This window comes from Micromonospora sp. RB23, assembly GCF_053585025.1.
In genome coordinates, this window is record NZ_CM132111.1 from 2,398,571 (window position 1) to 2,420,465 (window position 21,895).

The 21,895-nt window shown below is 72.5% G+C and carries 19 protein-coding genes and 1 riboswitch; of the genes, 12 read left to right on the forward strand and 7 right to left on the reverse strand.

Annotation, left to right across the window (positions count from 1 at the left end):
* Positions 1-309 precede the first annotated feature (309 nt).
* On the forward strand, positions 310-2,043 hold the full coding sequence (locus tag ACTFTM_RS11010) for a hypothetical protein (protein ID WP_449565698.1): 1,734 nt from the start codon (positions 310-312) through the stop codon (positions 2,041-2,043).
* Between the two features lie 99 nt (positions 2,044-2,142).
* Here ACTFTM_RS11010 and ACTFTM_RS11015 read toward each other — a convergent pair whose 3' ends face one another.
* Positions 2,143-2,652, reverse strand: a complete 510-nt coding sequence (locus tag ACTFTM_RS11015) for a GNAT family N-acetyltransferase (RefSeq protein ID WP_449565699.1) — start codon at positions 2,650-2,652, stop codon at positions 2,143-2,145.
* Positions 2,653-2,751: 99 nt separating this feature from the next.
* Here ACTFTM_RS11015 and ACTFTM_RS11020 point away from each other — a divergent pair, with 99 nt between their 5' ends.
* Genes ACTFTM_RS11020 through ACTFTM_RS11035 form a run of 4 tightly spaced genes read left to right on the forward strand, consistent with a single transcriptional unit; the run spans position 2,752 to position 5,488 of the window.
* Positions 2,752-3,003: an acyl carrier protein gene (locus ACTFTM_RS11020; protein ID WP_109818347.1), complete on the forward strand. Its 252-nt coding sequence runs from the start codon at positions 2,752-2,754 to the stop codon at positions 3,001-3,003.
* Positions 3,000-4,271, forward strand: coding sequence for an AMP-binding protein (locus ACTFTM_RS11025; protein ID WP_449565700.1), 1,272 nt, complete (start codon positions 3,000-3,002; stop codon positions 4,269-4,271). Before ACTFTM_RS11020 ends, ACTFTM_RS11025 begins: the two co-directional genes overlap by 4 nt.
* Entirely contained in the window at positions 4,264-5,019 is a 756-nt protein-coding gene (locus tag ACTFTM_RS11030) for an SDR family NAD(P)-dependent oxidoreductase (RefSeq protein ID WP_449565701.1), read from the forward strand. Before ACTFTM_RS11025 ends, ACTFTM_RS11030 begins: the two co-directional genes overlap by 8 nt.
* Positions 5,003-5,488, forward strand: a complete 486-nt coding sequence (locus ACTFTM_RS11035; protein ID WP_449565702.1) for a hypothetical protein — start codon at positions 5,003-5,005, stop codon at positions 5,486-5,488. Before ACTFTM_RS11030 ends, ACTFTM_RS11035 begins: the two co-directional genes overlap by 17 nt.
* A 196-nt stretch (positions 5,489-5,684) precedes the next feature.
* Here the strand turns inward: ACTFTM_RS11035 and pseI are convergent, their stop codons facing one another.
* Positions 5,685-6,737 carry a pseudaminic acid synthase gene (gene pseI / locus ACTFTM_RS11040; RefSeq protein ID WP_449565703.1) on the reverse strand — a complete coding sequence of 351 codons (1,053 nt, stop codon included), beginning with the start codon at positions 6,735-6,737 and terminating at the stop codon, positions 5,685-5,687.
* Between the two features lie 119 nt (positions 6,738-6,856).
* Positions 6,857-8,020, reverse strand: a complete 1,164-nt coding sequence (locus ACTFTM_RS11045) for a glycosyltransferase family 2 protein (RefSeq protein ID WP_449565704.1) — start codon at positions 8,018-8,020, stop codon at positions 6,857-6,859.
* Positions 8,021-8,267: 247 nt separating this feature from the next.
* On the opposite strand from ACTFTM_RS11045, the gene ACTFTM_RS11050 reads away from it, so the two are divergent.
* From ACTFTM_RS11050 to ACTFTM_RS11070, 5 genes are all read left to right on the forward strand, one after another.
* Positions 8,268-9,467, forward strand: a complete 1,200-nt coding sequence (locus ACTFTM_RS11050) for an acyltransferase family protein (RefSeq protein ID WP_449565705.1) — start codon at positions 8,268-8,270, stop codon at positions 9,465-9,467.
* Between the two features lie 185 nt (positions 9,468-9,652).
* Positions 9,653-10,117, forward strand: coding sequence for a hypothetical protein (locus tag ACTFTM_RS11055; RefSeq protein WP_449565706.1), 465 nt, complete (start codon positions 9,653-9,655; stop codon positions 10,115-10,117).
* Positions 10,118-10,296: 179 nt separating this feature from the next.
* Complete coding sequence (locus ACTFTM_RS11060; protein ID WP_449565707.1) at positions 10,297-11,067, forward strand: hypothetical protein; 771 nt, start codon at positions 10,297-10,299, stop codon at positions 11,065-11,067.
* A gap of 285 nt (positions 11,068-11,352) precedes the next feature.
* Positions 11,353-11,493, forward strand: a riboswitch (cyclic di-AMP (ydaO/yuaA leader).
* Positions 11,494-11,724: 231 nt separating this feature from the next.
* Complete coding sequence (locus tag ACTFTM_RS11065) at positions 11,725-12,573, forward strand: C39 family peptidase (RefSeq protein ID WP_449565708.1); 849 nt, start codon at positions 11,725-11,727, stop codon at positions 12,571-12,573.
* Between the two features lie 135 nt (positions 12,574-12,708).
* Complete coding sequence (locus ACTFTM_RS11070) at positions 12,709-13,455, forward strand: alpha/beta fold hydrolase (protein WP_449565709.1); 747 nt, start codon at positions 12,709-12,711, stop codon at positions 13,453-13,455.
* Between the two features lie 4 nt (positions 13,456-13,459).
* Here ACTFTM_RS11070 and ACTFTM_RS11075 read toward each other — a convergent pair whose 3' ends face one another.
* The 4 genes from ACTFTM_RS11075 to ACTFTM_RS11090 all read right to left on the reverse strand — a co-directional run bounded on the left by ACTFTM_RS11075 (position 13,460) and on the right by ACTFTM_RS11090 (position 18,534).
* Positions 13,460-15,130: a CDP-glycerol glycerophosphotransferase family protein gene (locus ACTFTM_RS11075; protein WP_449565710.1), complete on the reverse strand. Its 1,671-nt coding sequence runs from the start codon at positions 15,128-15,130 to the stop codon at positions 13,460-13,462.
* A 42-nt stretch (positions 15,131-15,172) separates the two neighbouring features.
* Complete coding sequence (locus ACTFTM_RS11080) at positions 15,173-16,681, reverse strand: D-ribitol-5-phosphate cytidylyltransferase (RefSeq protein WP_449565711.1); 1,509 nt, start codon at positions 16,679-16,681, stop codon at positions 15,173-15,175.
* Positions 16,682-16,826: 145 nt separating this feature from the next.
* A complete protein-coding gene (locus tag ACTFTM_RS11085; protein ID WP_449566604.1) occupies positions 16,827-17,636 on the reverse strand; it encodes an ABC transporter ATP-binding protein in 810 nt (269 codons plus the stop codon).
* A 4-nt stretch (positions 17,637-17,640) separates the two neighbouring features.
* Complete coding sequence (locus ACTFTM_RS11090; RefSeq protein ID WP_449565712.1) at positions 17,641-18,534, reverse strand: ABC transporter permease; 894 nt, start codon at positions 18,532-18,534, stop codon at positions 17,641-17,643.
* Positions 18,535-18,751: 217 nt separating this feature from the next.
* On the opposite strand from ACTFTM_RS11090, the gene ACTFTM_RS11095 reads away from it, so the two are divergent.
* Together ACTFTM_RS11095 and ACTFTM_RS11100 are read left to right on the forward strand one after the other, a co-directional pair.
* A complete protein-coding gene (locus ACTFTM_RS11095; protein ID WP_449566605.1) occupies positions 18,752-19,351 on the forward strand; it encodes a TetR/AcrR family transcriptional regulator in 600 nt (199 codons plus the stop codon).
* Positions 19,352-19,490: 139 nt separating this feature from the next.
* Positions 19,491-21,632, forward strand: a complete 2,142-nt coding sequence (locus tag ACTFTM_RS11100) for a DUF6077 domain-containing protein (RefSeq protein ID WP_449565713.1) — start codon at positions 19,491-19,493, stop codon at positions 21,630-21,632.
* Positions 21,633-21,895 lie beyond the last annotated feature (263 nt).

The window sequence follows — 21,895 nt, forward strand, 5'->3', positions numbered from 1 at the left end:
CCGACCGGGGTGAGACGCTAACGGCGGCGGGTTAACGCACCGGCGCTCGCGGGTTAACCGCTTCCCCTGCCGTCGTGAATGGCGGGCACCGCGCAGGCGAACACTTCCGACCGTCCCCGAAGCGGACTGACCAGGGGACATCCGGCCGCTACAGTGGCCGCGCGAGCGACCCGGCGCACCCGCGCCCGGTGGGTTCTCGCGTTCACCCGACATCCGCACCGCCTCGGTGGGAGCGGATCATCCCCGAGCGTCACCGGCCGGACCGGCGTGCCCAGCGGCCGGTCCCGGCCGGCAGTTCAGGAGGCGTTGATGGCAACCGGCAGCGACGTGATCGAACGGCCGGCGGTCCCGGCCGAGACATCGTCCGCGACACCCGCACGCCGGTGGCTGGTGCCGCTGCTGCTGTTCGTCGGTTGGGTGCTGAGCGTCGCCTGGCGCATGTGGCTGTCGCGGCACATCGCGCTGCCCATCGCCCACACCGACGAGGACAGCTATCTGAACACCGCCCGCGCCCTCGCCGGTGGTCCGGGCGGGTTCAGCAGCGAGAACGACCTGCTACGTCGGGTCGGATACCCCGTGCTGATCTCGCCCGCGTTCCTCGGCCACCACGACTTCGCCGACAGCTACCGCCTCGTCCAGCTGATCAACGCGATGGTCAACTCGACGCTGCTGCCGCTGGCGTACCTCCTCGGCCGGCGGGTGCTCCGGCTGCCCCGCGCGTCGGCGCTGCTCGCCGCGGTGGTGGCGGCCACGCTTCCGGCCACCGCGTTCTACGCCGGCGTCGCCATGATCGACACGGTGATGGCGCCGCTCGTCGTCGCCTGGCTGCTGGCCGTACACCGGTGGATCGAGCGCCCCGGCCCGCTCGCCGCGGCCACCGTCGGCCTCCTGGTGGGGGCGTTCCACCTGCTGCACTCGCGCGGCCTGGTGATCGTGGCCGTGCACGCCGGCCTGGTCCTGCTGCTGTTCGTCCGCCGTCGGATCACCCCCGTCGCGGTGCTCGCGGCGCTGCTGCCGGTGCTGGCCCTGGCCCTGGTCAACGAGGCCGGCATCCGCTTCCTCGGGGACAAGGTCTACCTGCTGGGCAGCACCCCCGGCGGTGGCGTCGTCGCGGCGGTCGCCTCCGGCCAGGGGGTGGTCCGTGTCGGGGCGGCCGTCGCGACCCAGCTCTGGTACCTCGTGGTGATCACGTTCGGGATGGCCGGGGTCGCCTGGGCCGCCGCCGTCAAGGAGCTGTGGCGTCCCCGCCGGGGTGACGCCACCCGCTGGACGATGGGTGTGGCGCTGGTCGTGAGTGTCGGGGTCGCCAGCGGCGCGTCGGTGATCCTGGCCGGCATCACCGGCAAGCCGTTGGACGCGATCTACGGCCGCTACGTGCAGATGCTCGCCCCGTTCTGGCTGCTGGTCGGACTCGGGGTGCTGCTCACCGAGGAGCGTCGGGTGGTGCTGCGCCGGGCGGCGGTCGCGGTGGGCCTGCTGGTCGCCGGCGGCGCGCTGGTCGCCGGCCGCCTCGCGTACGTGGCCAGCCGGGGGCACTCGCTGCGCTACGGCGGCTTCGGCGCGCCGGACCTGATGGCGTTGACCAACGGTTGGCGCGAGATGCGTCCGGTGCTCGGGTCGCTGGTCGGCATCGGCGCGTGCGTGCTGCTGGTGGCCGCGGTCCGCGTACCCCGGCTACGGCTGCCGGTGCTCGGCGTCCTGGCCGTCGCCAACCTCCTCACCATGCAGGTGATCGACCAGCGGCTGGTGCGGCCGATGGCGGAGAGCACCGCGCCGACCCCTCGGGTCGCCGACGTCGGCGTACGCCCCGGCGAACGGGTCTGGGCCTCCACCGGCGTGCACTACATCCTGCGGTTCAACCTGAGCCACCAGGTGACCTGGACCGACGTGCGGTGGTTCCGCGAGCAGCCACCCGCCGCCGCGCAGGTGGTCTTCGCCCGCTGGGCGCCCGGTCAACCGGACGACTGGGACGGCGCGCGGTACGGCTTCGTCCGGCTCGGCGGCAACGAGCGGCAGCACTGGGCGGCCTGGCGACGCGCCTGAGCCGATATTCGTTCCGCCCGGTGGACGCCGCAATTGCGTGAACGGCGGATGTCCACCGGGTTAATGCTTATCGGCCAGCGTGCAAAATAGTGGCGGTAATCAGCGCTGGCGACGATCCTCGCGCGCCAGGGAAATCGGAATGACGGTGATTTCCCGCCCGTCGGACACTTCCTGTCGTGGCGTGCCCTCGACGAATCGAAAACGCCGGTTCATCTGCCGCACGGCGGTGTTGTGCGCGAGCACCTCGCCGTCGAGCCGCGTCAGGTGCAGTCCGTCGAAGGCGTACTCCACCGCCTCCCGCATGATCCCGAGCCACGCCGGCAGCGTCTCGCCCCGGCCGGCCAGCCCGTCCGCGTCCAGGTAGAAGCCCCACGCCCCGGTACGCGGACCGTCCAGCCGCAGGTCGAAGAAGGTGACGACGCCGCAGGGCCGGTCGTCGTGGACGTACGTCAGGATCCGTCGCGTCGGGTCGTCGCGCACCGCCGACCACCACCGGGCGTGCTCCTCGGCGGTGATTTCGTGGCTGGTCTTGCTGACCTGACGGTTGGTTTCCTGATTACGCCAGGACAACATCAGATGAACGTCGCCCGTCGTCGCTTCGCGTAGCACGTGCTCCCGCTTTCCTGTCTGAAAACAACCGGTCCCGGCACCTTACCCGGGCCCACCGGGCAAGCAGTTATCCATTCGTTGGGTTGTAGACTCCGGCGCATGAACGAATTGAGTCGCGCGCAGATCCGCGACCTCATGGCGCAGGTCCTCAAGAACCAGGACAAGGAGTTGCCCGCCGACGACGCGGCGCAGCTGCGGGAGATCGGTTTCCGCTCGCTGGACTTCTCCGAGCTGGCCCTGCGCGTGGAGGACGAGACGGGGGAGGAGCTCAACTTCGACGCTCCCGGCCTGCGTCGCATCGCCACCGTCGGCGACGTCCTCGATTTCCTCGTCGAGCTCCAGCAGCAGTGACCGTCGCGACGCCCCACCCGGCCACGGCGGGCCCCGAACCGGCCGGCGTCGACAACCGGCTCGTCGTGGGCGGCGCCCCGCTCACCTGGCGGACGCTGCCGTCGCCGGAGCTGCCCGATCCCGCGGTGGTGCTGGCGGGCTCCGCCCGGCACGCGCTCGCCGCCGCGCGGCAGCACGCCGTGCACGGCACCGAGTTGCTGCTCAGCACCGCGAGCCGGGTGGACGCGACGATGCGCGCGGAACTGGGCGAGGCCGGGTTCACCGTGACGCTCCTCGACGACGACGGCGCGCACCTCAGCGCGCCCGACCGACCGCGCGCCGCCGAACCCGGCCGGCTGTGGCTGCTGACGTCCGGCTCGACGGGCCGTCCCAAGCGGGTCGGGCACACCCTCGACACGTTGACCACCGTGCGGGCCGACCAGCCGGAGCGGACCTGGCTGTGCCCCTACGCCCCCGGCACGTACGCCTGGTGGCAGGTGGTGACCCTGTCGCTGACCCAGCCGGGTCAGCACCTGGTGGTGGTCGAGCCGGACGAGTTGGACGACTGGCCGGTGGTCGCCGCCGCGCACGGGGTCGACGCCGCGTCCGGCACGCCGACGTTCTGGCGGCGTACCCTCTACCGGGACGCCGCCGCGCTGGCCCGGGTGCCGCTGCGGCAGATCACCCTCGGTGGTGAGCCGGTGGACCAGGCGATCCTGGACCAGCTACGCGACGTCTTTCCCGCCGCGCGCATCTCCTGGATCTACGCGTCCTCGGAGGTGGGCGCGTCCATCGTGGTGCACGACGGGCGGGCCGGATTCCCCGTCGAGTGGCTGGACCGGCCGGCTCCGGGGCGACCCACCCTCTCCGTACGCGACGACGAGCTGGTCGTCACCTCCCCGTACCACGGGGTCGGACTGTCCGGCCCGGTCCGCACCGGGGACCGGGTGCAGGTGGTCGACGGGCGGGTGCTGATCACGGGCCGGTTGGACTCCGACGAGATCAACGTGGGTGGGAGCAAGGTCTCCGCCGGGGTGGTCCGGGGCGTACTGACCCAGCATCCCGGCGTGGCGTGGGCCCGCGTCACCGGCCGCCGCGCCCCGGTGCTCGGCCGGATGGTCGTCGCCGATGTGGTCCTCGCACCCGCCGAGCACGCCGACGCCCCGCTGCCCGACGAGGCCGCGCTGGTCCGCTGGTGCGCCGACCGGCTGGCCGAGCACGCCGTGCCCCGTCGGATCCGTGTGCTGACCGAGATTCCCGTCAAGGAGACCCTGAAGAGCGATGTCTGACCCCGCCGACACCAAGCTCGTACCCCCCAGCTCCGTGGTCCTCGTCTCCGGCGGTTCCCGAGGGCTGGGCCTGGCCATCGTCACCGACCTGCTCGACGCGGGCGTACGGGTGGCCGCGTTCGCCCGTACCGTCACCCCGGAGTTGGAGAAGCTCGCCGCCGAGCACCCCGACCGGGTGCACGTCGGTTCGGTCGACGTGACCGATCTGCGTGCCGCGCAGGGCTTCGTCCGAGCGGTGGAGCAGCGTCTCGGCCCGATCGACGGCATCGTCAACAACGCCGCCGTCGGGCAGGACTCCCTGCACGTGCACACCGCCACCGACGACATCGCCCGGATCATCGAGACCAACCTGACCGCGCCGTTGCAACTGACCCGGCTGGTGATCCGTCGGATGCTCGCCAAGGGGTTGCGCGGCCGGGTCGTCAACATCACCTCGATCTGCGCGCAGCGCGGCTTCCCCGGCCTGGTCGCGTACTCGGCCACCAAGGGCGGCATGGACGCCGCCACCCGCTCGCTCGCCCGGGAGCTTGGCGGCCGGATGCTGGTCAACGCGGTCGCGCCCGGCTTCTTCGCCTCGGAGATGTCCGCCGTGCTCGGCCCGACGCAGCTGGACCAGATCGTGCGCCGTACCCCGACCGGCCACCTGACCGAGCCGGAAGAGGTCGTACCGGTGGTGCGGATGCTGCTGCGCGAGCACACCAACATCAACGGCCAGGTCATCGTGGTGGACGGTGCCGCCTCCATCTGATCTCCGGCCGGCGGCGTCCGGGCTGGTCGACGCCGGCCCGGACGCCCCGCCACCGTTGCCCGGCGCGGTACGCCCGGTGCCGGGACTGCTCGCCGCCGCCGAACGGCACCTGCGGATCGGAACGCCCGCCGAGTTGGCCGCGGCGACGACCCGCAGTCACCTCGACGACGGACGCTGCGTCGGCTGGTACGGCCCGCCGGTGCCGGGTTGGCGAGTGGCCGTCGACGCCGAGCGTGCCGATGCCCCGGTGCCCCCGGCGCTGGCCCGGCGCTTCGGCGCTGGTGACTTCTGGGCCCGGTGGACCCGGGCGGAGTGTTGCTGCAAGTTGGTCGAGGTGCCGATCGCGACCTGGTGGCGCCGGCACGGGCTGACCACTCCGGCGGGCGGCGCCATCCTCTGGCGCACCCTGCGGGTCGCCGGCCTGGTGGTCACCGTCGGCTTCGCTCCCGGGCCGATCGGCCGCGCCTGACGGGTGGGGCACGCTTGGTGTCGGCGTTGCCTGTAGAACCGCCCCACGAATGGGGCGGCACCGATGGCACGCCGCCCCATTTCCGGGCAGCTCGACAGGGGGGCGCACCGGGCACTGCCAACCGGCTCGCCGGTGCCGCCGGCCCGCGCGACTCAGCCGCAGAGCGATGAGCCGACCCGGGCCGGCGACACGGCGGTCAGATCAGGTCCCAGCTCAGCGGGGTGCCGCGGGGGACGTCGGTGGTGAAGGCGCGGCCCAGCACCTTGTCGATCTCGACCGGGGCCAGGCCACCGGCCGGGCGGATCGACCGGACGTTCCGCGCCGTCACCGGGTCGCCGGCCCGGACGTCCTCGACCACGAACAGCGATCGGCGGAACCGCAGCCCCTCCCGCTCCGCGGGCGTCGGGCCGATCGCGGTGCCGCCCAGCGCCGCGTAGGCGCGGCCCGACTCCTCGACGAGCGCCGTCAGCTCGGCCGGGTTCAGCGAGAAGTCCGAGTCCACGCCGCCGTCGGCCCGGTCGAGGGTCACGTGCTTCTCGATGAAGCAGGCGCCGAGAGCCACCGAGGCGACCGCCACGCCGATGCCGGGCGTGTGGTCGGAGAGCCCCACCGGCACGTCGAACGCGCCGGCCAGCACGGGCAGTCGGCGCAGGTTGCTGTCGGCGGGCGGCGCCGGGTAGGACGCGGTGCAGGCCAGCAGGACGATGCCCGCCGCGCCACCGTCACGGGCGGTCCGCACGGCGGCGTCGATCTCGGCCACCGTCGCCATCCCGGTCGAGATCACCATCGGCTTGCCGGTGCTGGCCACCAACCGGATCAGCGGCAGGTCCACCAGCTCCGACGACGCGATCTTGTACGCCGGCGCGTCCAGCGACTCCAGCAGTTCCACGGCGGTCGCGTCGAACGGTGACGAGAAGACCGTCAGCCCACGCTCGCGGGCCCGGGCGAAGATCGGGGCGTGCCACTCGTACGGGGTGTGTGCCCGTTCGTAGAGGCGGTACAGGTTCTCCCCGCCCCACAGCTCGTGGCCGCCGGAGATGCGGAACGCCGGGGTGTCGACGTCGATCGTGATCGTGTCCGGCCGGTACGTCTGCAACTTGAGCGCGTGCGCGCCGCTCTCGGCGACCGCGTCCACGATGGACAGCGCCCGGTCCAGGTCGCCGTTGTGGTTACCGGACATCTCGGCGACCACGAAGGGTCGCTCCCCGGCACCGACCGCGTGCGGTCCGATCTTGATTGTCGCCGTCATTCCGACCTCTGTTCCCTACGCCCGCACCGACGTGCGGTGGTGCTGTCGTCGTCCCCCGACGGGCGGACGACCTGAAATGGCCCGATGCCGGCTCCCGGCGTGCGGTGCGCCCCGGCGGGTCACGGCAGGCGGCCGCCGGCCAGCGCGTCCGAGCGTTCCGGTCGGCCGGCGGTGTGCGCGCCGCCCGCCCCGTCCGCCGACACCGCCGGTCGGGAGGGGTCGTCGGCCGACGCCGAGTCGGCGCCACCGGCCGGCCGGGGCCGTCGCCACCGGCCCGTGACCCGGTGCGCCTGCCGCAGGGCCGAGTACGCCAACCAGTCACCGCGCCCCACCAGGCGGTGCTTGAGCCCGTTGGCGCCCGCCGGCATCGGGTAGCCCCCGGCGGGCAGGTACCGGCGGTAGTGCTCGGCGACCCGGTGGAAGAAGGCGCGTCGCAGGTGCGGATGCAGCCGGTCGTCGTTGCCGACCACCACCAGGTAGTGGCTGATCATCAGCTCGAACAGCTCGGCGCGCAGGCCCTCGTCCGGGTGCCGGCGGGCGACCCAGTCCATCAGCCGCTCGTACTGCCCGAACGCGTCGAAGTGCCGGCCGCTGCGGGTGGAGGTGATCGCGCCCTGCCGACCCTGCCGGTACAGGTAGCAGACCCGGTCCAGCACCGAGATCTTCTCCGCGCCGATCAGCAGCGGGTGGCTGAACGGGATGTCCTCGTACCAGCCCGGGAAGAAGCGCAGCTCCAACTCGTCCAGGAAGGCCCGGCGTACCACCTTGTTCCACGCGGTGTGCTGCACCCGCAGCAGTTGCGGCTGGTCGGCCAGGCGGGCCACGCCCGGCACCCCGCGCAGCAGGTGGCTGCTGGCGTCGACCTCCCGCCGGCCGTCCTCGTGCACCCGCAGGTGGTCCAGCATCAGCACGTCGGGCTGGTGTTCACGCAGCCGGTCCAGCACCGCCGCGAGCGTGCCCGGCGGCAGCCAGTCGTCGCTGTCGACGAACCAGACGTACCGGCCGGTCGCCACGTCGAGGCCCGCGTTGCGGGCCAGGCCCAGACCCACGTTCTTTTCCAGGTGTACGACGCGCACGCCGTCGCGCCCGGCGGCGTAGGACCGCAGCATCGCGCCGCAGCCGTCCGGGGAGGCGTCGTTCACGGCGATCAGCTCGACCGCCTCCGACTCGCCCACTGGGATGTCCGCCCGAATCGACTCGAGGCACTGGTACAGGTAAGCCTCTACGCCGTAGACGGGCACGACGATGCTCAGCAGCGGCGCGTGCGTCGGCTCATTGACCACGTCGCCACCTTTGACGACGCGGATGGCCGGCCCCGGAACCACGCGTGGCCGCCGATGGTGGAATCCCTGAACACCCGCGAAGCGGGAGGTTAACAACGGCCGCCCGGTTCACCCCTGAGTGACCCGGTAAGGTGCCTCGGTGCGGTCCTGCCGGGCCGTCGCGGGCGTCGCCGTCGCGCCGTCCGACGCCGCGGGCCGAGGAGGAGGCGTACGTGCTGGTGACCCTGCGAAGCGTCGGGACCCCGGCATGACGAGCACCACCGACGCGCCGGCCGCGCCGCCCGCACCCGCCCGGCTTCCGTCGCTGACCGGGCTGCGGTGGATCGCCGCGCTGCTGGTCTTCGGGTTCCACGCCGGGACGATGCGGATCATCGCCGAGCCCGACTACAAGGCCGTCGTCGACGCCCTCTTCACGCTCGGCCTGTCCGGGGTGCAGTTCTTCTTCATCCTCAGCGGCTTCGTGCTGGTCTGGTCGGCCCGCCCGGGAGGCTCGCGGCTGACCTTCTGGCGTCGACGGGTCGCGAAGATCTACCCGAACCACGTGGTGCTGTGGGCCGCCGCGCTGCTGGTCGCCTGGTGGTTCGCCGATCCCGTCCTGCCGGCCGTCGCCGTGGAGAACCTGCTGCTGTTGCAGGCATGGGACCCCCGGCTCGGCTGGTTCTACAGCGTCAACACCGTGAGCTGGTCGCTGTCCTGCGAGTTCTTCTTCTACCTCTGCCTGCCGCTGGCGCTGCCCCTGCTGCGCCGGGCGCGACCCGCCGTGCTCTGGGCCCTCGTCGTCGCGCTGCCGCTGCTGATCCTCGCGCTCTGGCCGGCCCAGCACCTGGTGCCGGAGGCGAGCCGCTGGTGGTTCACCCAGATCTTCCCGCCGGTGCGGTCCCTGGAGTTCTGGCTGGGCGCGGTGGCGGCCGAGCTGATGCTCCGGGGCCTGTGGCGCGGGCCGGGACTGACCGCCGCCACCGCGATCTTCGTGGGCACCTGGGTGGCCGCCGCCCAGTGGATCCGCGCCGAGTTGTGGACCACCCTGCTCGCCGTCGCGTACCTGTTGGTCATCACCGCCGCCGCCGACGCCGACGTGCGGGACCGGCGCTCACCGTGGCGCTCGCGCCCACTGGTCTGGCTCGGTGAGGTCTCCTTCGCCTTCTACCTGGTGCACGTTCTGGTGATGACGAGCGTGCTCCGGCTCAGCGGCGACTGGGGGACCGGCTTCCGGGGGTGGAGGGGCCCGGCGGCGGTGCTCGGATTCCTGCTCGTGAACCTGGTGCTCGCCGGGTTGCTGCACCGCTGGGTCGAGACCCCGATGATGCGCCGGCTCGCGCCACGTCGCCCGGGCCGTCCGCCGCTCGTTCCCCGCCAGCGCACTCCGGAGGCCGGCGGTGGTGACGCCGACGTGCCGGGCGGCCCCGCCCGTCCAGCCGCGCAAGATCGCGCTCGATCCTCGTTGTAGTGGTCTCGTCAGCCGACTGAGGCCACTACATCAATGATCGAGCACGATCTTGGCGGGCACGGTGGCACCTACCAGCGCTGACTCCCGCCACCTTGTCCACCCTGGTCGGCCGGGGTCGGCGCGGCGCGGGTCGACACGCCCCTCGCCGATGCGTCCCGGCAGGCCACGACGGTAGCGTGGGGGACGTGCACCCGGTCGCGCTCACCTGTCCCCTGTGGTGGGTGGCGCGCTGGGCGACACGGGTGCTGACCAGCCTCGCCGTGCTCGCTCTCGCCCTCGGCGCGGCTCCGGCGTCGGCTGCTCCGGCGTCGGCCGCTCCGGCGTCGGCTGCTCCGGCCTCGCCGTCCACCATCGGGTCGTTCGCCCTCGCGGAGCCGCTCGCACCGTCAACCGCGGCCCTCACCACAGTCCTCGCCGACCGCGCCGTCACCGGCCGGGGCGCTCCCGAGAGGGCCGCCGAGGACCCCGCCGCGAAGGTCCGCGCCGACGCCCCGTCGGCGCGGTCGGTCGACCCGCAGCCCGCCCTGCACCGTGGTCCGGACGCGCTGCCCCGCCCACCGGCGGGCGTGACCTCGGCGTGCACGGGATCGGAGCGGCCACTCCAAGCCGCCGGCTCGGCCAGCCGGGCCTCCCGCGCGCCGCCCGCCTAGCGAGTCGGTCACCCGGGGCGGCACGCCGTCCCGCGAGCGCCGGATTATGGCGCGCCGAGCCCTCCACCACCGGCAGCGTCGCCAGGCCGAGCGCCCCCGTCACCGCACCTGACGACACACCGCCCGCACCCGCCCGTGCGGCATTTAATCGCTGACGTGCTCATGCCGAGGTGCCGACCATGGAAACCGTCGTCTTCTATGAATTCCTGACCGAGGTGCCCCAGGCCGCCGCCATCTGGTCGGCCCTGTTCCTGCTGGCGCTGACGGTCCTCGCCGTCCTGGTGGCCCGCCCGGAGCGGGACTCGCCCGGGGCCGACCCCACGCCGCCGGCACCCACCGCCCGCGAGACGGCCGCCGCCGAGATCGCCGACCTGCGGCGATACGCCGAGGAGGTGGCCGTGGCCGCGCTCCGGGCGGCGCGTACCGCCCGACGCCGCCGCGCTGACTGGCTGGCCGCTCAGGACGAGGCGCAGCGGGCCTGGACGGCGTACGACGCGGCGGACACCGCGGCCCGCCGGGTCGCCACCGCCGGGGCGCTGCCGACACCTCGTACCCCGCACACCCCCGCCGAGTACGCGGCCCGGGAGCGCTATCTGCACCGTGCCGCCATGGCGGCACACTGGCGGGGGGAGTTGACCATGGCTCAGCTCGGCGACGTGTTCGGGCGCCGGCGCGGCTGGAACCCCCGCCGGCACCCGGTCGAGCAGGAGGTGCTGCTCATCCGGGCGATCCGTGACGCGAGGCTGGCCGAGCACCGGACGGCCGTCGAGCGGGAGCGGTCGGCCTGGCGGGACGCGGAGATGGCCGCGGAGTCGGCGCGCGCCCTCGCCGAGGAGGCGTACGCGGCGGCGCTCCGGTCGCGGCCGACCCCGGTGCCGTCACGGCGCACGGCGTCCCGGGCGTCGCGTACGGCTGTCGTGGCGCGCTGGCGTCCCGCCCGGGCCGGTTGAGCCCGATCCGTTATGTGAGGCGGGTCACCGGCCGGGGAAATCGGGCGACGGGCATCATCGGCGGCCATTGCGCCCGCGATTGTGGCGGCGTTACCGGCGGCCTGTCCGGTTGTGGACCGCAGGTGCCGGCGGAACCGGTTGTGCCATCGAGTCACGTCAGCGGCAAAACGCGCAGAAATTGCGGGGCCAAGCCATGTTTACGCAGGTCGGCACGGCTTGGCAGAGTGCGTGGCGACCAGTACTGTCGTCCCGTCCGGTGCGGTAACCGATCGCAGGAGGCGACGCCGCGCCGACCCGCTCAATCGTGATCAACGAACCGGGGACCCACAGAAAGTCCGGGGTGAATCCGCGAGCCACGGCCCGCGGTAGGGCGATCTTCCCGCCCGAATCCGTCAGCTAACCCGGTAGGCGGTGACGGAAGGAGTTCCATCCTCGTGCAGCACCCCTCGACCCCCTCTTTGTTCCTTCGCCTCCACGGCGACGCGGTGTCCCCGCTCACCCACCTCGTGACGGTGAGCTGACCCCCGGGTCACCGCCCTTCCCGCCCGGCCGCGCCGGGCGCTCCCCTGAGCGGCTCATCATCCGCGGGCCACCGCCCGCGCGCTGACGCCTGCCCGAATGCCGGTCGAGCCCGGTGTGCCGCTCTCCCTGTGAACCGTGGAGGACCTCGTGAAGCACACCCTGCAACGCCAGCTCCGTCGCCTCGCGACCGAGCGTCCGTACCAGATCGTCGCCGCTTCCGCCGCGGCTCTCGCGATCGCCACCGCCACCGGCGCCCTGGTCGCCGGCGCCGACGACGCCCCCGCCGGCCAGCGCACCCCGACCACGGTCGCCGAGATGCGCAGTGACACCGTCGCCTCCCGTGGCGAACTCCGGTCCGCGGCCCCGTCGGCGAGCGCCGCGCCGAGCACCGCCGCCCCGGCCACCAGCGCCGCGTCCCCCGCCGCGAAGGCCACGAGCAACCCGGACCTGACCCGGAAGCCGACGCCGCCCAAGCCGCCGGCCACGAAGGTCCTCGACTACGACTACGAGGCGCAGAACACCTACTACAACTGCGGCCCGGCGGCCACCCGCAACGCGCTCAGCGCCACCGGCATCGACCGTACGCAGGAGGAGCTCGGCGCCGAGCTGGGCACCACCGAGATGGGCACCAACTCGGCCGAGGACACCACCCGGGTGCTCAACGCCGAGGTGAAGGGCTCCCCGTACCGCACCCGGATGTTCGCCGGCACGCCCAGCTCCGCCCAGATCGACCGCCTGCAGGCGGACGTCGTCAAGGCCATCACCGACGGTCGCGGCGTCGTGGCCAACGTCGTCGGCGACGCCACCGACACCAACGGCGGCTGGCACTCCTACGGCGGCGGGCACTACATCGCCGTCGTCGGCTACAAGGACAACGGCCGTACCGTGCGGATCGCCGACTCGGCGAACGCCGCCGACCCGGCCTACTGGGTCACCACGATCGACCTGGCCAACTGGATCGCCACCCGGGGTTACTCCGCCTGACCGAGGCGCGACATCCCACGACGCCACGGGCGCCGTCTCCCACGAGGGGCCGGCGCCCGTGGCGTTCCCCGTGTCGACGCGCGACGCCGGTGAGCGGCTCTCGTACCGGGGCGCGAACCGTGGGAGACTGCGGCCGTGGTGGATGAACCGGGTGGTCACGCCGGCCGTGAGCCGATCCTGTTGCTGCTGCACGGCATGGGGGCGACGGGTGACGTGTGGCTGCCCTGGGCGCCCCTTCTGGAGCAACACTGGCCCGGTCGGTGGCTGGCGCCCGATCTCGCCGGTCACGGCTGGTCGGCGCCGCTGTCGTCGTACTCCTTCGAGGGTTTCGCCCAGCGGGTCGCGCAGGGCCTGGCCTCCGACGACCGCATCGTCGTGCTCGGCCACTCGCTCGGTGGCGTGGTCGGCCTGGCGCTGGCGGCCCGCGCCGCCGGGCTGCCGGTGGACGCGGTGGTGGGGCTGGGCATCAAGGCCGTGTGGTCACCCGCCGAGCTGGCCCGTGCCGCGGAACTGGCCGCCCGGCCGGTGGGCTGGTTCACCAGCCGCACCGAGGCTGCCCGTCGGTACCTGAAGGTCGCCGGCCTCACCGGTCTGGTCCTCCCGGACCATCCGATGGTCGACGCCGGTCTGCGTCAGGTAGACGGTCGGTGGCGGCTCGCGATGGACAATGCCGCGTTCGCCGTCGGTGCGCCCGACCTGGCCGCGCTGCTCGCGTCCACCGACGTGCCGGTGGTGCTGGCCCGCGGTGAGCACGACCCGATGGTCACGGACGCGCAGCTCAAGGAGTACGGCGTACCGGTCGCCACGTTGCCCGGCCTCGGGCACAACGCGCATCTGGAGGATCCCGCTGCCGTGCTGGAGCTGCTGGACCCGTACCGCTGATCGGTCAGGCAGGTTCGGGCACCGGTAGTTCCCGGGCCGACGTCAGCTCCCGGCGGGCGGCGGCCAGGAACCCCTCGGCGTACGACTCGGCGGGGAAGTCGCCCAGGTAGCGGCGGCGGGTGACCCAGCGCGCGTCGGCCAGCGGGTCGGTGTCCAGCAGGGCCGTGAGTACGGCGTCCACGTTGGACATGTCGCGCCGCAGCACGTAGCCGGACCCGGCCAGCGGGAAACGTTCGGCGAACCGGTCGCCCTCGTCGCCCATGTCGGTGAGCGCGTACGGCTTCCCGGAGTAGAGGTAGTCGGAGATTACGCCGGAGACGTCGGAGATCAGCGCGTCCGAGCGGTTGACGCACTCGGTCAGGCTCAGCTCCCGGGCCGCCGCGCCGAACACGTGCTGCCGGCCGGTGCGGGCACGGTCGGCGGTCAACAGTTCGGTGAGCCGGCCCAGCTGGCGCGCCGACGCGGGGTTCTGCGTCGTGTACGGGTGCGCCCGCAGGATCACCGTCGCGCCGCGATCCAGCAGCCGCCGCAGCAGCTGCTCGGCCACCGGCAGCGAGCAGTAGTCGGCGTCGGCGTGGTGCCCGGTCCAGGTCGGGGTGTAGAGCACCGTCGGGTGCGCGAGGCCCCGCGTCGGCTCCTGCCGTACCTCGATCGACTCGACCTGGGGGCGGCCCACCACGACGAACTTCTCCGCCGGGATCCGCACCCCGGCGCGGGCGTACCTGTCGATCGCGGCCGGCCCGGCCACGAAGATCCGGTCGAAGATGCCCGAGACCGGGTTGGCGCTGGGCGCCTTGTCGCTGTCGCCGTGGTGCAGTTGGACGTGGGTGAGCTGGGTGAACCGGATGCAGTGACTGTTCTTCGCCCCGTGGTTGACGTAGAAGGCCACCCGCAGGCTCGGCACCAGCGCCTCGTCCATCGCGCGCAGGGTGGGGCAGTAGACCACCGGCGCGTCGGTGGCCGCGGCGATCGGCGCGAGGAACTCCGGCTCACGGACCAGCACCAGGAAGGGCCGGCCGATCCGTTCGAGGTACGGCAGCCACATCGTGACCTGGTACTCGGAGCCGGGCGGCGCGGAGAAGTAGAGCAGGAACTCCGGCTCGTGCCGGCGCAGCGCGCGGGCGACCTGCCCACCGCCGGCGGTCGGACGGAACCGTCGCCGGGCCAGGTCGAGCGCGACCGCCCCGGCGCCGGCGGCCACCAGCAGGCTGGCGGCGAGTGCCACGGCGGCCGGCAGGGTCAGCGCGGCGGCGAGCGCCACCACCGCGAGCAGCCCCAGCAGGGCGACGCCGAGTCGCTCGGCGATCAGCGGGGTCCAGGCGCGTACCGGCAGGTTGGCCGCCCGGATCTCCAGGTTGCCCGCGGTCCGCAACGGCCCCACCAGCAGCACCAGCCCCAGCAGGACCAGCGCCGTCGCGGCAAGCGCCGGGTCGAACCCGTCGTCGAGCCGACGGGAGTAGCCGACCAGGACCGCCGCGGCGATCAGGGCGGTCTCGGCCACCAGGTCGGCGCCCGGTCGGATCCGCTGCTCGGCGGCCGCCGCCAGCAACGCGGCGACGGCCAGCGCGAGGCCCCACCCCGTAGCGCCGGTGAGGGCCAGCACGACGAAGGCCAGCACGGCGAGCCCGGTGCTCAGGCACCGGGCGGCCACCTTACGAACCAGGTCACCACGCATGTCGCTCCGTTCGCCGCCCTCGGTGTCGCGGTGCCGTCGGCGTCAGTTCGTGGCTGCCGCGGCCGGCGTCTCGGACCGGTCCGGGACGGCCTGCGTCGGCACGGACGGGCCGTCACCGGGCGCCCGGCGTACGTCGATGACCTGACCGGTCAGGTCGGAGATCAACACGTCGAGCGAGGACTGGGCGACGGCCTCCGCGGCCAGCAGGGTGTTCTCCGGCTCCTCGCCGAAGGCCCGCGTGCGCATCGGGGTGGCCGTCCGCTCCGGGTTGATGCAGTTGACCCGTACGCCGACGTCGGCCCACTCGTCGGCGAGCGCCTGGGTCAGGTTGACCAGGGCGGCCTTGGTGGACGAGTAGAGGGCGTAGCGGGCCCGACCCCGGGTGTACGAGCTGGAGGTGTAGAGCAGGAGCTGACCCTTGGTCTGCTGCAGGTACGGAAGGGCCTGCCGGGCGATGGTCACCGGGCCGACGAAGTTGACCTGCAACACGCGGTCCATCGTCTCCTCGTCCATCTCGGCCAGGGCGCCCCGCTCCAGGATTCCGGCGGTGACGACCACGTGGTCGATCCGGCCGGTGGCCTCGAAGGCGGTCGTCAGCGCGGCCTCGACGTCCTCGGCGCGCTCGACGTGGGTGCCGGTGGTGGAGCGGCTGAACGGGAAGACCTGCGCGCCGTAGCGCCGTGCCAGCTCGGTCAGCTCGTGGCCGATCCCGTAGCTGCCGCCGAACACCACGATCGTCCGGCCGGTCAGCTCCTCGGTGTAGCTGCGGTGGTCGGTCAGCCGGGGCGCCTGCGCCGCCGCGAGCTGGAAGAGCTTGTCCGCCAGGTGCACGTCGACCGGGTGGGTGACCTTGATGTTCTCGTCCGAGCCGTCGATCACCTTGATCGGCGTGCCCGGCAGGTACCGCAGCACCACGCCGCAGTCGTCGGTGGCGGCGAAGTCGGGGTCGTCCTCGGCGATCCGGTACGCCTCGCGGATCGTGGGGGAGCGGAACGCCTGCGGGGTCTGTCCCCGGCGCAGCCGGGAGCGCACCGGGATGTCGGTGATGCAGTCGTTCTCGTCCACCTGGATGATCGTGTCGGCGGAGGGGATGGCCACGTCGACGGCGTCGTAGGTCCACAGCGCGTTCACGCACTCGCGGACGATCCGGCCGCTGAGCAGCGGGCGGACGGCGTCGTGGAAGAGGATGTTGCAGTCGGCCGGGCCGACGGCGTCGAGCGCGATCCGGGTGGTCGCGTTGCGGGTGTCGCCGCCCTCGATCACCTTGGTGACCTTGCGCAGGCCGGCCTTCTCGACGATCTGCCGGGCATCCTCGACGTGACCGCTCGCCATCAACACGATGATCTCGTCGATCTCCGGGGCGGCCTCGAAGACCGTCAGCGTGTGCTCGATGATCGGCTTACCGGCGATCTTGAGGAGCTGCTTGGGGATGCCGAGGCCCAGCCGGGTCCCGGTGCCGCCGGCCAGCACCACGGCCACTGTCCGCGAGGGCCGCCACGGTGCGGGGGTCTCCGTTGCGGCGTCCGGGCCAGTGGTCTGGTCCTGCGTCATTGCCGGATCCTCACTCTCAGGGTTGCGTTAACGGAAAGTTCCGCCCGAGCGGCGACGGAATGAACCTTAACGCGCGGACCGCGCCGCCCCAACGCGGGCGACGCGGTCCTGGTTGCCGTGTCGATGCCGGGGGTTGGCCGGCACTCTACTTGCTGTTCGCCCACGCCTCGTACGCGCGGATGACCTCGTCGGTGGGGCCGTCCATCCGGATGAGGCCCGATTCCAGCCAGATCGTCCGTTCGCAGGTGTCGCGCACGGAGGAGAGCTGGTGGCTGACCAGGAAGACCGTGCCGGCGCCCTCGCGCAGTTCGCGGACGCGCTGCTCGCTGCGCTTGCGGAAGCCCTTGTCGCCGGTGGCGAGCGCCTCGTCGATGAGCAGCACGTCGTGCTTCTTGGCGGCGGCGATGGAGAACCGCAGCCGGGCCGCCATGCCCGAGGAGTACGTGCGCATCGGCAGGCTCGCGAAGTCGCCCCGCTCGTTGATGCCGGAGAAGTCGATGATCCCCGCGGCCTGCTTGGCGACCTCGTCGGGATGCATGCCCATCGCGAGGCACCCCAGCACGACGTTGCGCTCACCGGAGAGGTCGTTGAGCAGCGCCGCGTTCACCCCGAGCAGCGACGGCTGCCCCTGGGTGTGGATCGCGCCCCGGTTGACCGGCAGCAGGCCGGCGATGGCCCGCAGGATGGTGGACTTGCCCGAGCCGTTGCTGCCGATCAGCCCGATCGCCTCGCCCCGGTACGCGGTGAACGACACGCCCTTGACGGCGTGCACCTCCCGCACGTTCGGCGCGTTGGTGCGCTTGACCAGCCGGCGCAGCGCCGCCACGGGCGTGGTGCCACCGGTGGCGCCCTGGTGGACCCGGTAGATGATGTGCGCGTCGTCCACCACCACGGTGGGGATCCGCTCGGGCGTCAGCACCGGCAGGGAGACGGTCGCCTCGTCGGCGGCCCGCAGGGAATCAACCACGGCCGTACTCCTGTTCGCCGCGCCAGAAGTAGATGTAGCCACCGATGCCGGCCACCAGCGCCCAGCCGGCCGCGACCAGCCAGAGCTGGGTCAGCGACTCGTTGAGCAGTGGCGGCCGCTCGAGCAGCGCGTACCGGGCCAGCTCGATGTAGACCAGCAGCGGGTTGAACTGGACCAGCGTCGTCGCCCAGCCGGGCAGCCGCTCGAAGAGGCTGACGCTGTAGAGGACGCCGGAGCCGTACATCCAGGTACGCATGACGAACGGCATGACCTGCTTGAGGTCGCTCGCCTTGGAACCCAGCCGGGCGACCAGCAGCACCACGCCCGCGTTGAAGACCGCCTGCAACAGCAGCGCCGGCACCAGCAGCAACCAGTCCCAGGTGATCGACTCACCGGTGACCAGCACGATGCCGACCAGCACCACCATCGACGCCAGCAGCTGCTGGAACTGGGTCACGGTGGTGGACAGCGGCAGGCTGGCCCGGGGGAAGTGCAGCGCCCGGATCAGCCCGAGGTTGCTGCTAATCGACTGGGTGCCGGCCAGGACCGCGCTCTGGGTGAAGTTGAAGATGAACAACCCGGTGGTCAGGTACGCGATGAAGTTCGGGATGCTGTTCTGTGCCAGCACCACCCCGAAGATCAGGTAGTAGACCGCGGCGTTGGTCAGCGGGGTGAGCACCTGCCAGAGCTGGCCCAGCTTGGCGTTGCTGTAGGACGCGACCAGCTTGGCGTTGGCGTACGCGGCGATGAAGTGCCGGTAGGCCCAGAGTCGGCGGCTGTACTCGACGAGGGTGGGTCGCTCACCGGCGACCCGTAGCCCGTGCCGAGCGGCCAGCTGCGCCTGGGTCAGGCCCGTGTCAGGGTCGACCAGCGCGGTGGTGGCCATGGAAATGGCACTCCGATCTTTCGTGCAGACGGGTTGCTCGCGACGATGGAATCCTAGTGGGAGATGTGCGCGGGACGCCGCCTCGTCGCTGCGTGGACAGTAGTCCGAAACACGTCGGGACGCAACCGTACCGTCGTTGCGCTACTCTAGCGGGCGTGACCTGCGAGAAGAGTCCTCGGTGACGACCGAGAAGAGGCGCGTACCGGCCGGCGCGGCGGTGCTGCGCGACGAGATCACCACGGCCATCCGGCGCGCCCTCATGCAGGAGCTGGCGGCGGTCGGCTACGGCCGGCTCTCCATCGAGGCGGTGGCGCGACGGGCCGGCGTCAGCAAGACGGCCGTCTACCGCCGATGGAACTCGAAGCTCGACCTGGTGGTGGAGATCGTCGCCGCCGCCGCGCACGGCAAGCTGCCGGTGCTGGACACCGGCACCCTGCGCGGCGACCTCGCGCTGCTGTTCCAGGCCGTCGCGCACGCGCTGCGCCACCCCCTGGCGTCGCAGATCATCCCCGACCTGCTGGCCGAGGCGGCCCGCAACCCGGCCATCGACGAGACTCTGCGACAGGTGCTGCGCGCCCGCCAGCAGGAGATCGGCGGTCGCCTGATCGCCCGCGCCGTGCAGCGTGGCGAACTGCCCGCCGACACCGATCCGGACGCCGCCGTGGACCTGATCGTCGGCCCGCTCTACTGGCGGCTCGCCATCGCCCGGCAGCCGCTCACCGACAGCTACCTGGACAACCTGGTCGAGTCCGTGGCCGCCGGACTCGGCGCGACGGGCGTCGTCCCCCTGCCGCGGGCGACGCCGGTGTCCGGCTGACCGGCCCCGCGACACCAGCCACGACGGGGACCTGGGCGCCCGTCCGCCTCCGCTAGGCTGCCCCCTTGACACCCGGCCGTCACCGAGCCGACGTCCACTTTTCGCCCCCACATCCGCCGCCGGACGACAAGGAAGCCCCGTGACGAAAGTCGAAGACGCTGTCGTGGCACCAGCGCCAACCGACCGCAAGACAACCGGTGGTACGGGTACTCGGGTGGAGGGCGCCAGCCGGCCCGGACGCGATCGCGGCCTGATCAGCCGGCTCAACGCCGCGGTGGCCGCCACACCCGTCGTGTTCACCGACGCCGCGGTGGTCGGGTTCGCCATCTGGACGCTGCTCTACCACCTCAACCTCGGCCTCGACCTGCGTCCCTCGGTCATCTTCCTCGCCTGGATCGTGCTGCTGCCGGTCGCCGCGTACGTGGCGTGGCGGTTCCGCCGGCGGGACGCGGTGACGCCGCGCGACGACGACGAGACGGCGGCCGCCCCGGTCGAGGCGCCAAGCGTCGACCGCGCCTCCCTGCTGCGTCGCTACGCCCTGCCGGTCGGCACCGCGCTCGCCGCGGCGTTGTTCGCCGCCGTCGGCACGGGGACGCTGAGTTGGTGGCTGGCCGCCGTGCTCGGCCTGGTCTCGGTCGTGTCGGCCTGGCTGGCCCTGGGCGGCCGTGGTGCCCCGGCCACCGCCGGCCCGGTGCCGGCGGCCAGCCAGACCCGGACCACGCCGGCGCAGGCGTACGTCGTCCTCGCCGTCGCACTGGCCGCCGCGTACTTCGCCACCCTCATCGGTCGGGTGTCGCTCGACGACGTCTTCTACGTCGGCAAGTCCGTCTGGGTGGCCGAGCGTGACCAGATCCCGTTCCGCGACTTCCTGTTCACCGAAGGCGTCCTGCCGGGCGGCTCGGCGAACCCGCCGCTGCCGTCCTTCGAGGTGTTCATCGGGGCGCTGGCCCGGTTCCTGCACATCCACGCGGCGTCCGCGACCTGGTACCTGCTGCTGCCGGTACTGGCCGTCTTCGCGGTCCTCGCGCTCTGGCGACTCGTGCACCGCTGGGCGCCACGGCGACCGCTTGTCGTGTTCGGCGTGGCGGTGTCCTACATCCTTCTCGTCGCGTACTACGCCGACGCCCTGAACACGTACCACCTGCCCCGGCTGACCCAGGGCAAGAGCGTCTTCGTGCACGCCCTGATCCCCCTGGCGTGGGTGTACCTCACCGACTACCTGGAGCACCGGTCGCGCCGTGCGCTGGTACTGCTCACGCTGCTCTCGGTGGCCAGCGTCGGCTACACCACCACCGCGGTCATCCTGCTGCCCCTGCTCGCGGCGGCGGCCGGCGTGGTGCTGGTCGCCACCAGGCGCGTCCGCGACGCCGTGCTGTGCTTCGCGGCCGCCTCGCTCTATCCACTGCTGTCCGGGGTGCTCGTCCAGGTCCTGCGCGGCGGTGTCGATGAGACCATCGCGACGTACACCCCGTTGCTGCCGCTGCGGACCATCTACGAGTTGACGCTGTGGCTCGGCCTGCTCGGCGTCATCGGTGGGCTGGCGGTGTGGTGGTCGCCGCTGCTGCTGCGTCGTGGGGCGCCGCAGCAGCTCGCCGCCGGCGCCGCGTTGGCGGTGACCGTCCTGATGGTGCCCGGCCTGTTGAAGCTCGGCGGTGACCTGAGCGGGCTGACGGCGGTGCTGTGGCGCGTCCCGTGGATCCTGCCCGTCCCAGCGCTCGTCGGTGTCCTGGCGGTCATCCGCCTGCCGGGCCTCGCGCGGGTGAACCGGGTGCTGGCCTTCGCGCTGCCGGTCCTGCTGGTCGTCGCCTTCTGGACGCAGGGCAAGCCGATGTGGACCGACCACCTGGTGCAGACGAAGCCGACCTGGCGGATGCCGGAGACCCGCAAGAACGTCTCCTTCTGGATCGAGCGGCTGGACCGGCCCGAGGGGCTGGTGCTCGCCCCGTCGACCATCATGCGCGCGCTTCCGCAGGTCACCACCAAGGTCCGCGTGGTGCTGCCCCGGGACCTCTACCTCACCGACTACGGCTCGGAGACGGAGTTCTCCCAGGACCGACTGCTGCTGGCGAGGTTCGCCGACGGCGAGCCGGTCTCGATCTACGAGGTGGACGGCGCCCTGCATCGGGTCGGAGTCAGCGTGGTCTGTGTGTGGAAGACCAACACCACCGTCGCCGACGCCGCCCGCTATCTGGGGCTGGAGCGGTTCGCCTCACGCAAGTCCCCCGGCGGGATGTACTGCTACCGCACCACCTCCGGCGCGACGCCGACCACCGGCGGCTGAACTGATCCCACGGTCAGTAACGGCCCGGACGCTCTCCGCGTCCGGGCCGCCGTGCCGTGCTGGTGCGGGGGCGGGGCGCCGCCAGGTCAACCGGTGACGGACGCGGCGTCGGTGGGACGTGGTGTCCGCAATGGCGTCCGATACCCGGGTGATACCTCGCCGTCCCGCGACGTTAAGGTCGCAGTCACGTGTGAGCGGCCCGCTGCTGTGGATGCGGGTCGGTACGCGCGTGGCACACTGCAATCCAGGAGCTCGGACATCGA

Coding starts and splice junctions, on each gene's coding strand:
- ACTFTM_RS11030 (WP_449565701.1), top strand. CDS start 4,264: ATGTCTGACCCCGCCGACACCAAGCTCGTACCCCCCAGCTCCGTGGTC.
- ACTFTM_RS11050 (WP_449565705.1), top strand. CDS start 8,268: ATGACGAGCACCACCGACGCGCCGGCCGCGCCGCCCGCACCCGCCCGG.
- ACTFTM_RS11060 (WP_449565707.1), top strand. CDS start 10,297: ATGGAAACCGTCGTCTTCTATGAATTCCTGACCGAGGTGCCCCAGGCC.
- ACTFTM_RS11075 (WP_449565710.1), bottom strand. CDS start 15,130: ATGCGTGGTGACCTGGTTCGTAAGGTGGCCGCCCGGTGCCTGAGCACC.
- pseI (WP_449565703.1), bottom strand. CDS start 6,737: ATGACGGCGACAATCAAGATCGGACCGCACGCGGTCGGTGCCGGGGAG.
- ACTFTM_RS11010 (WP_449565698.1), top strand. CDS start 310: ATGGCAACCGGCAGCGACGTGATCGAACGGCCGGCGGTCCCGGCCGAG.
- ACTFTM_RS11090 (WP_449565712.1), bottom strand. CDS start 18,534: ATGGCCACCACCGCGCTGGTCGACCCTGACACGGGCCTGACCCAGGCG.
- ACTFTM_RS11020 (WP_109818347.1), top strand. CDS start 2,752: ATGAACGAATTGAGTCGCGCGCAGATCCGCGACCTCATGGCGCAGGTC.
- ACTFTM_RS11080 (WP_449565711.1), bottom strand. CDS start 16,681: ATGACGCAGGACCAGACCACTGGCCCGGACGCCGCAACGGAGACCCCC.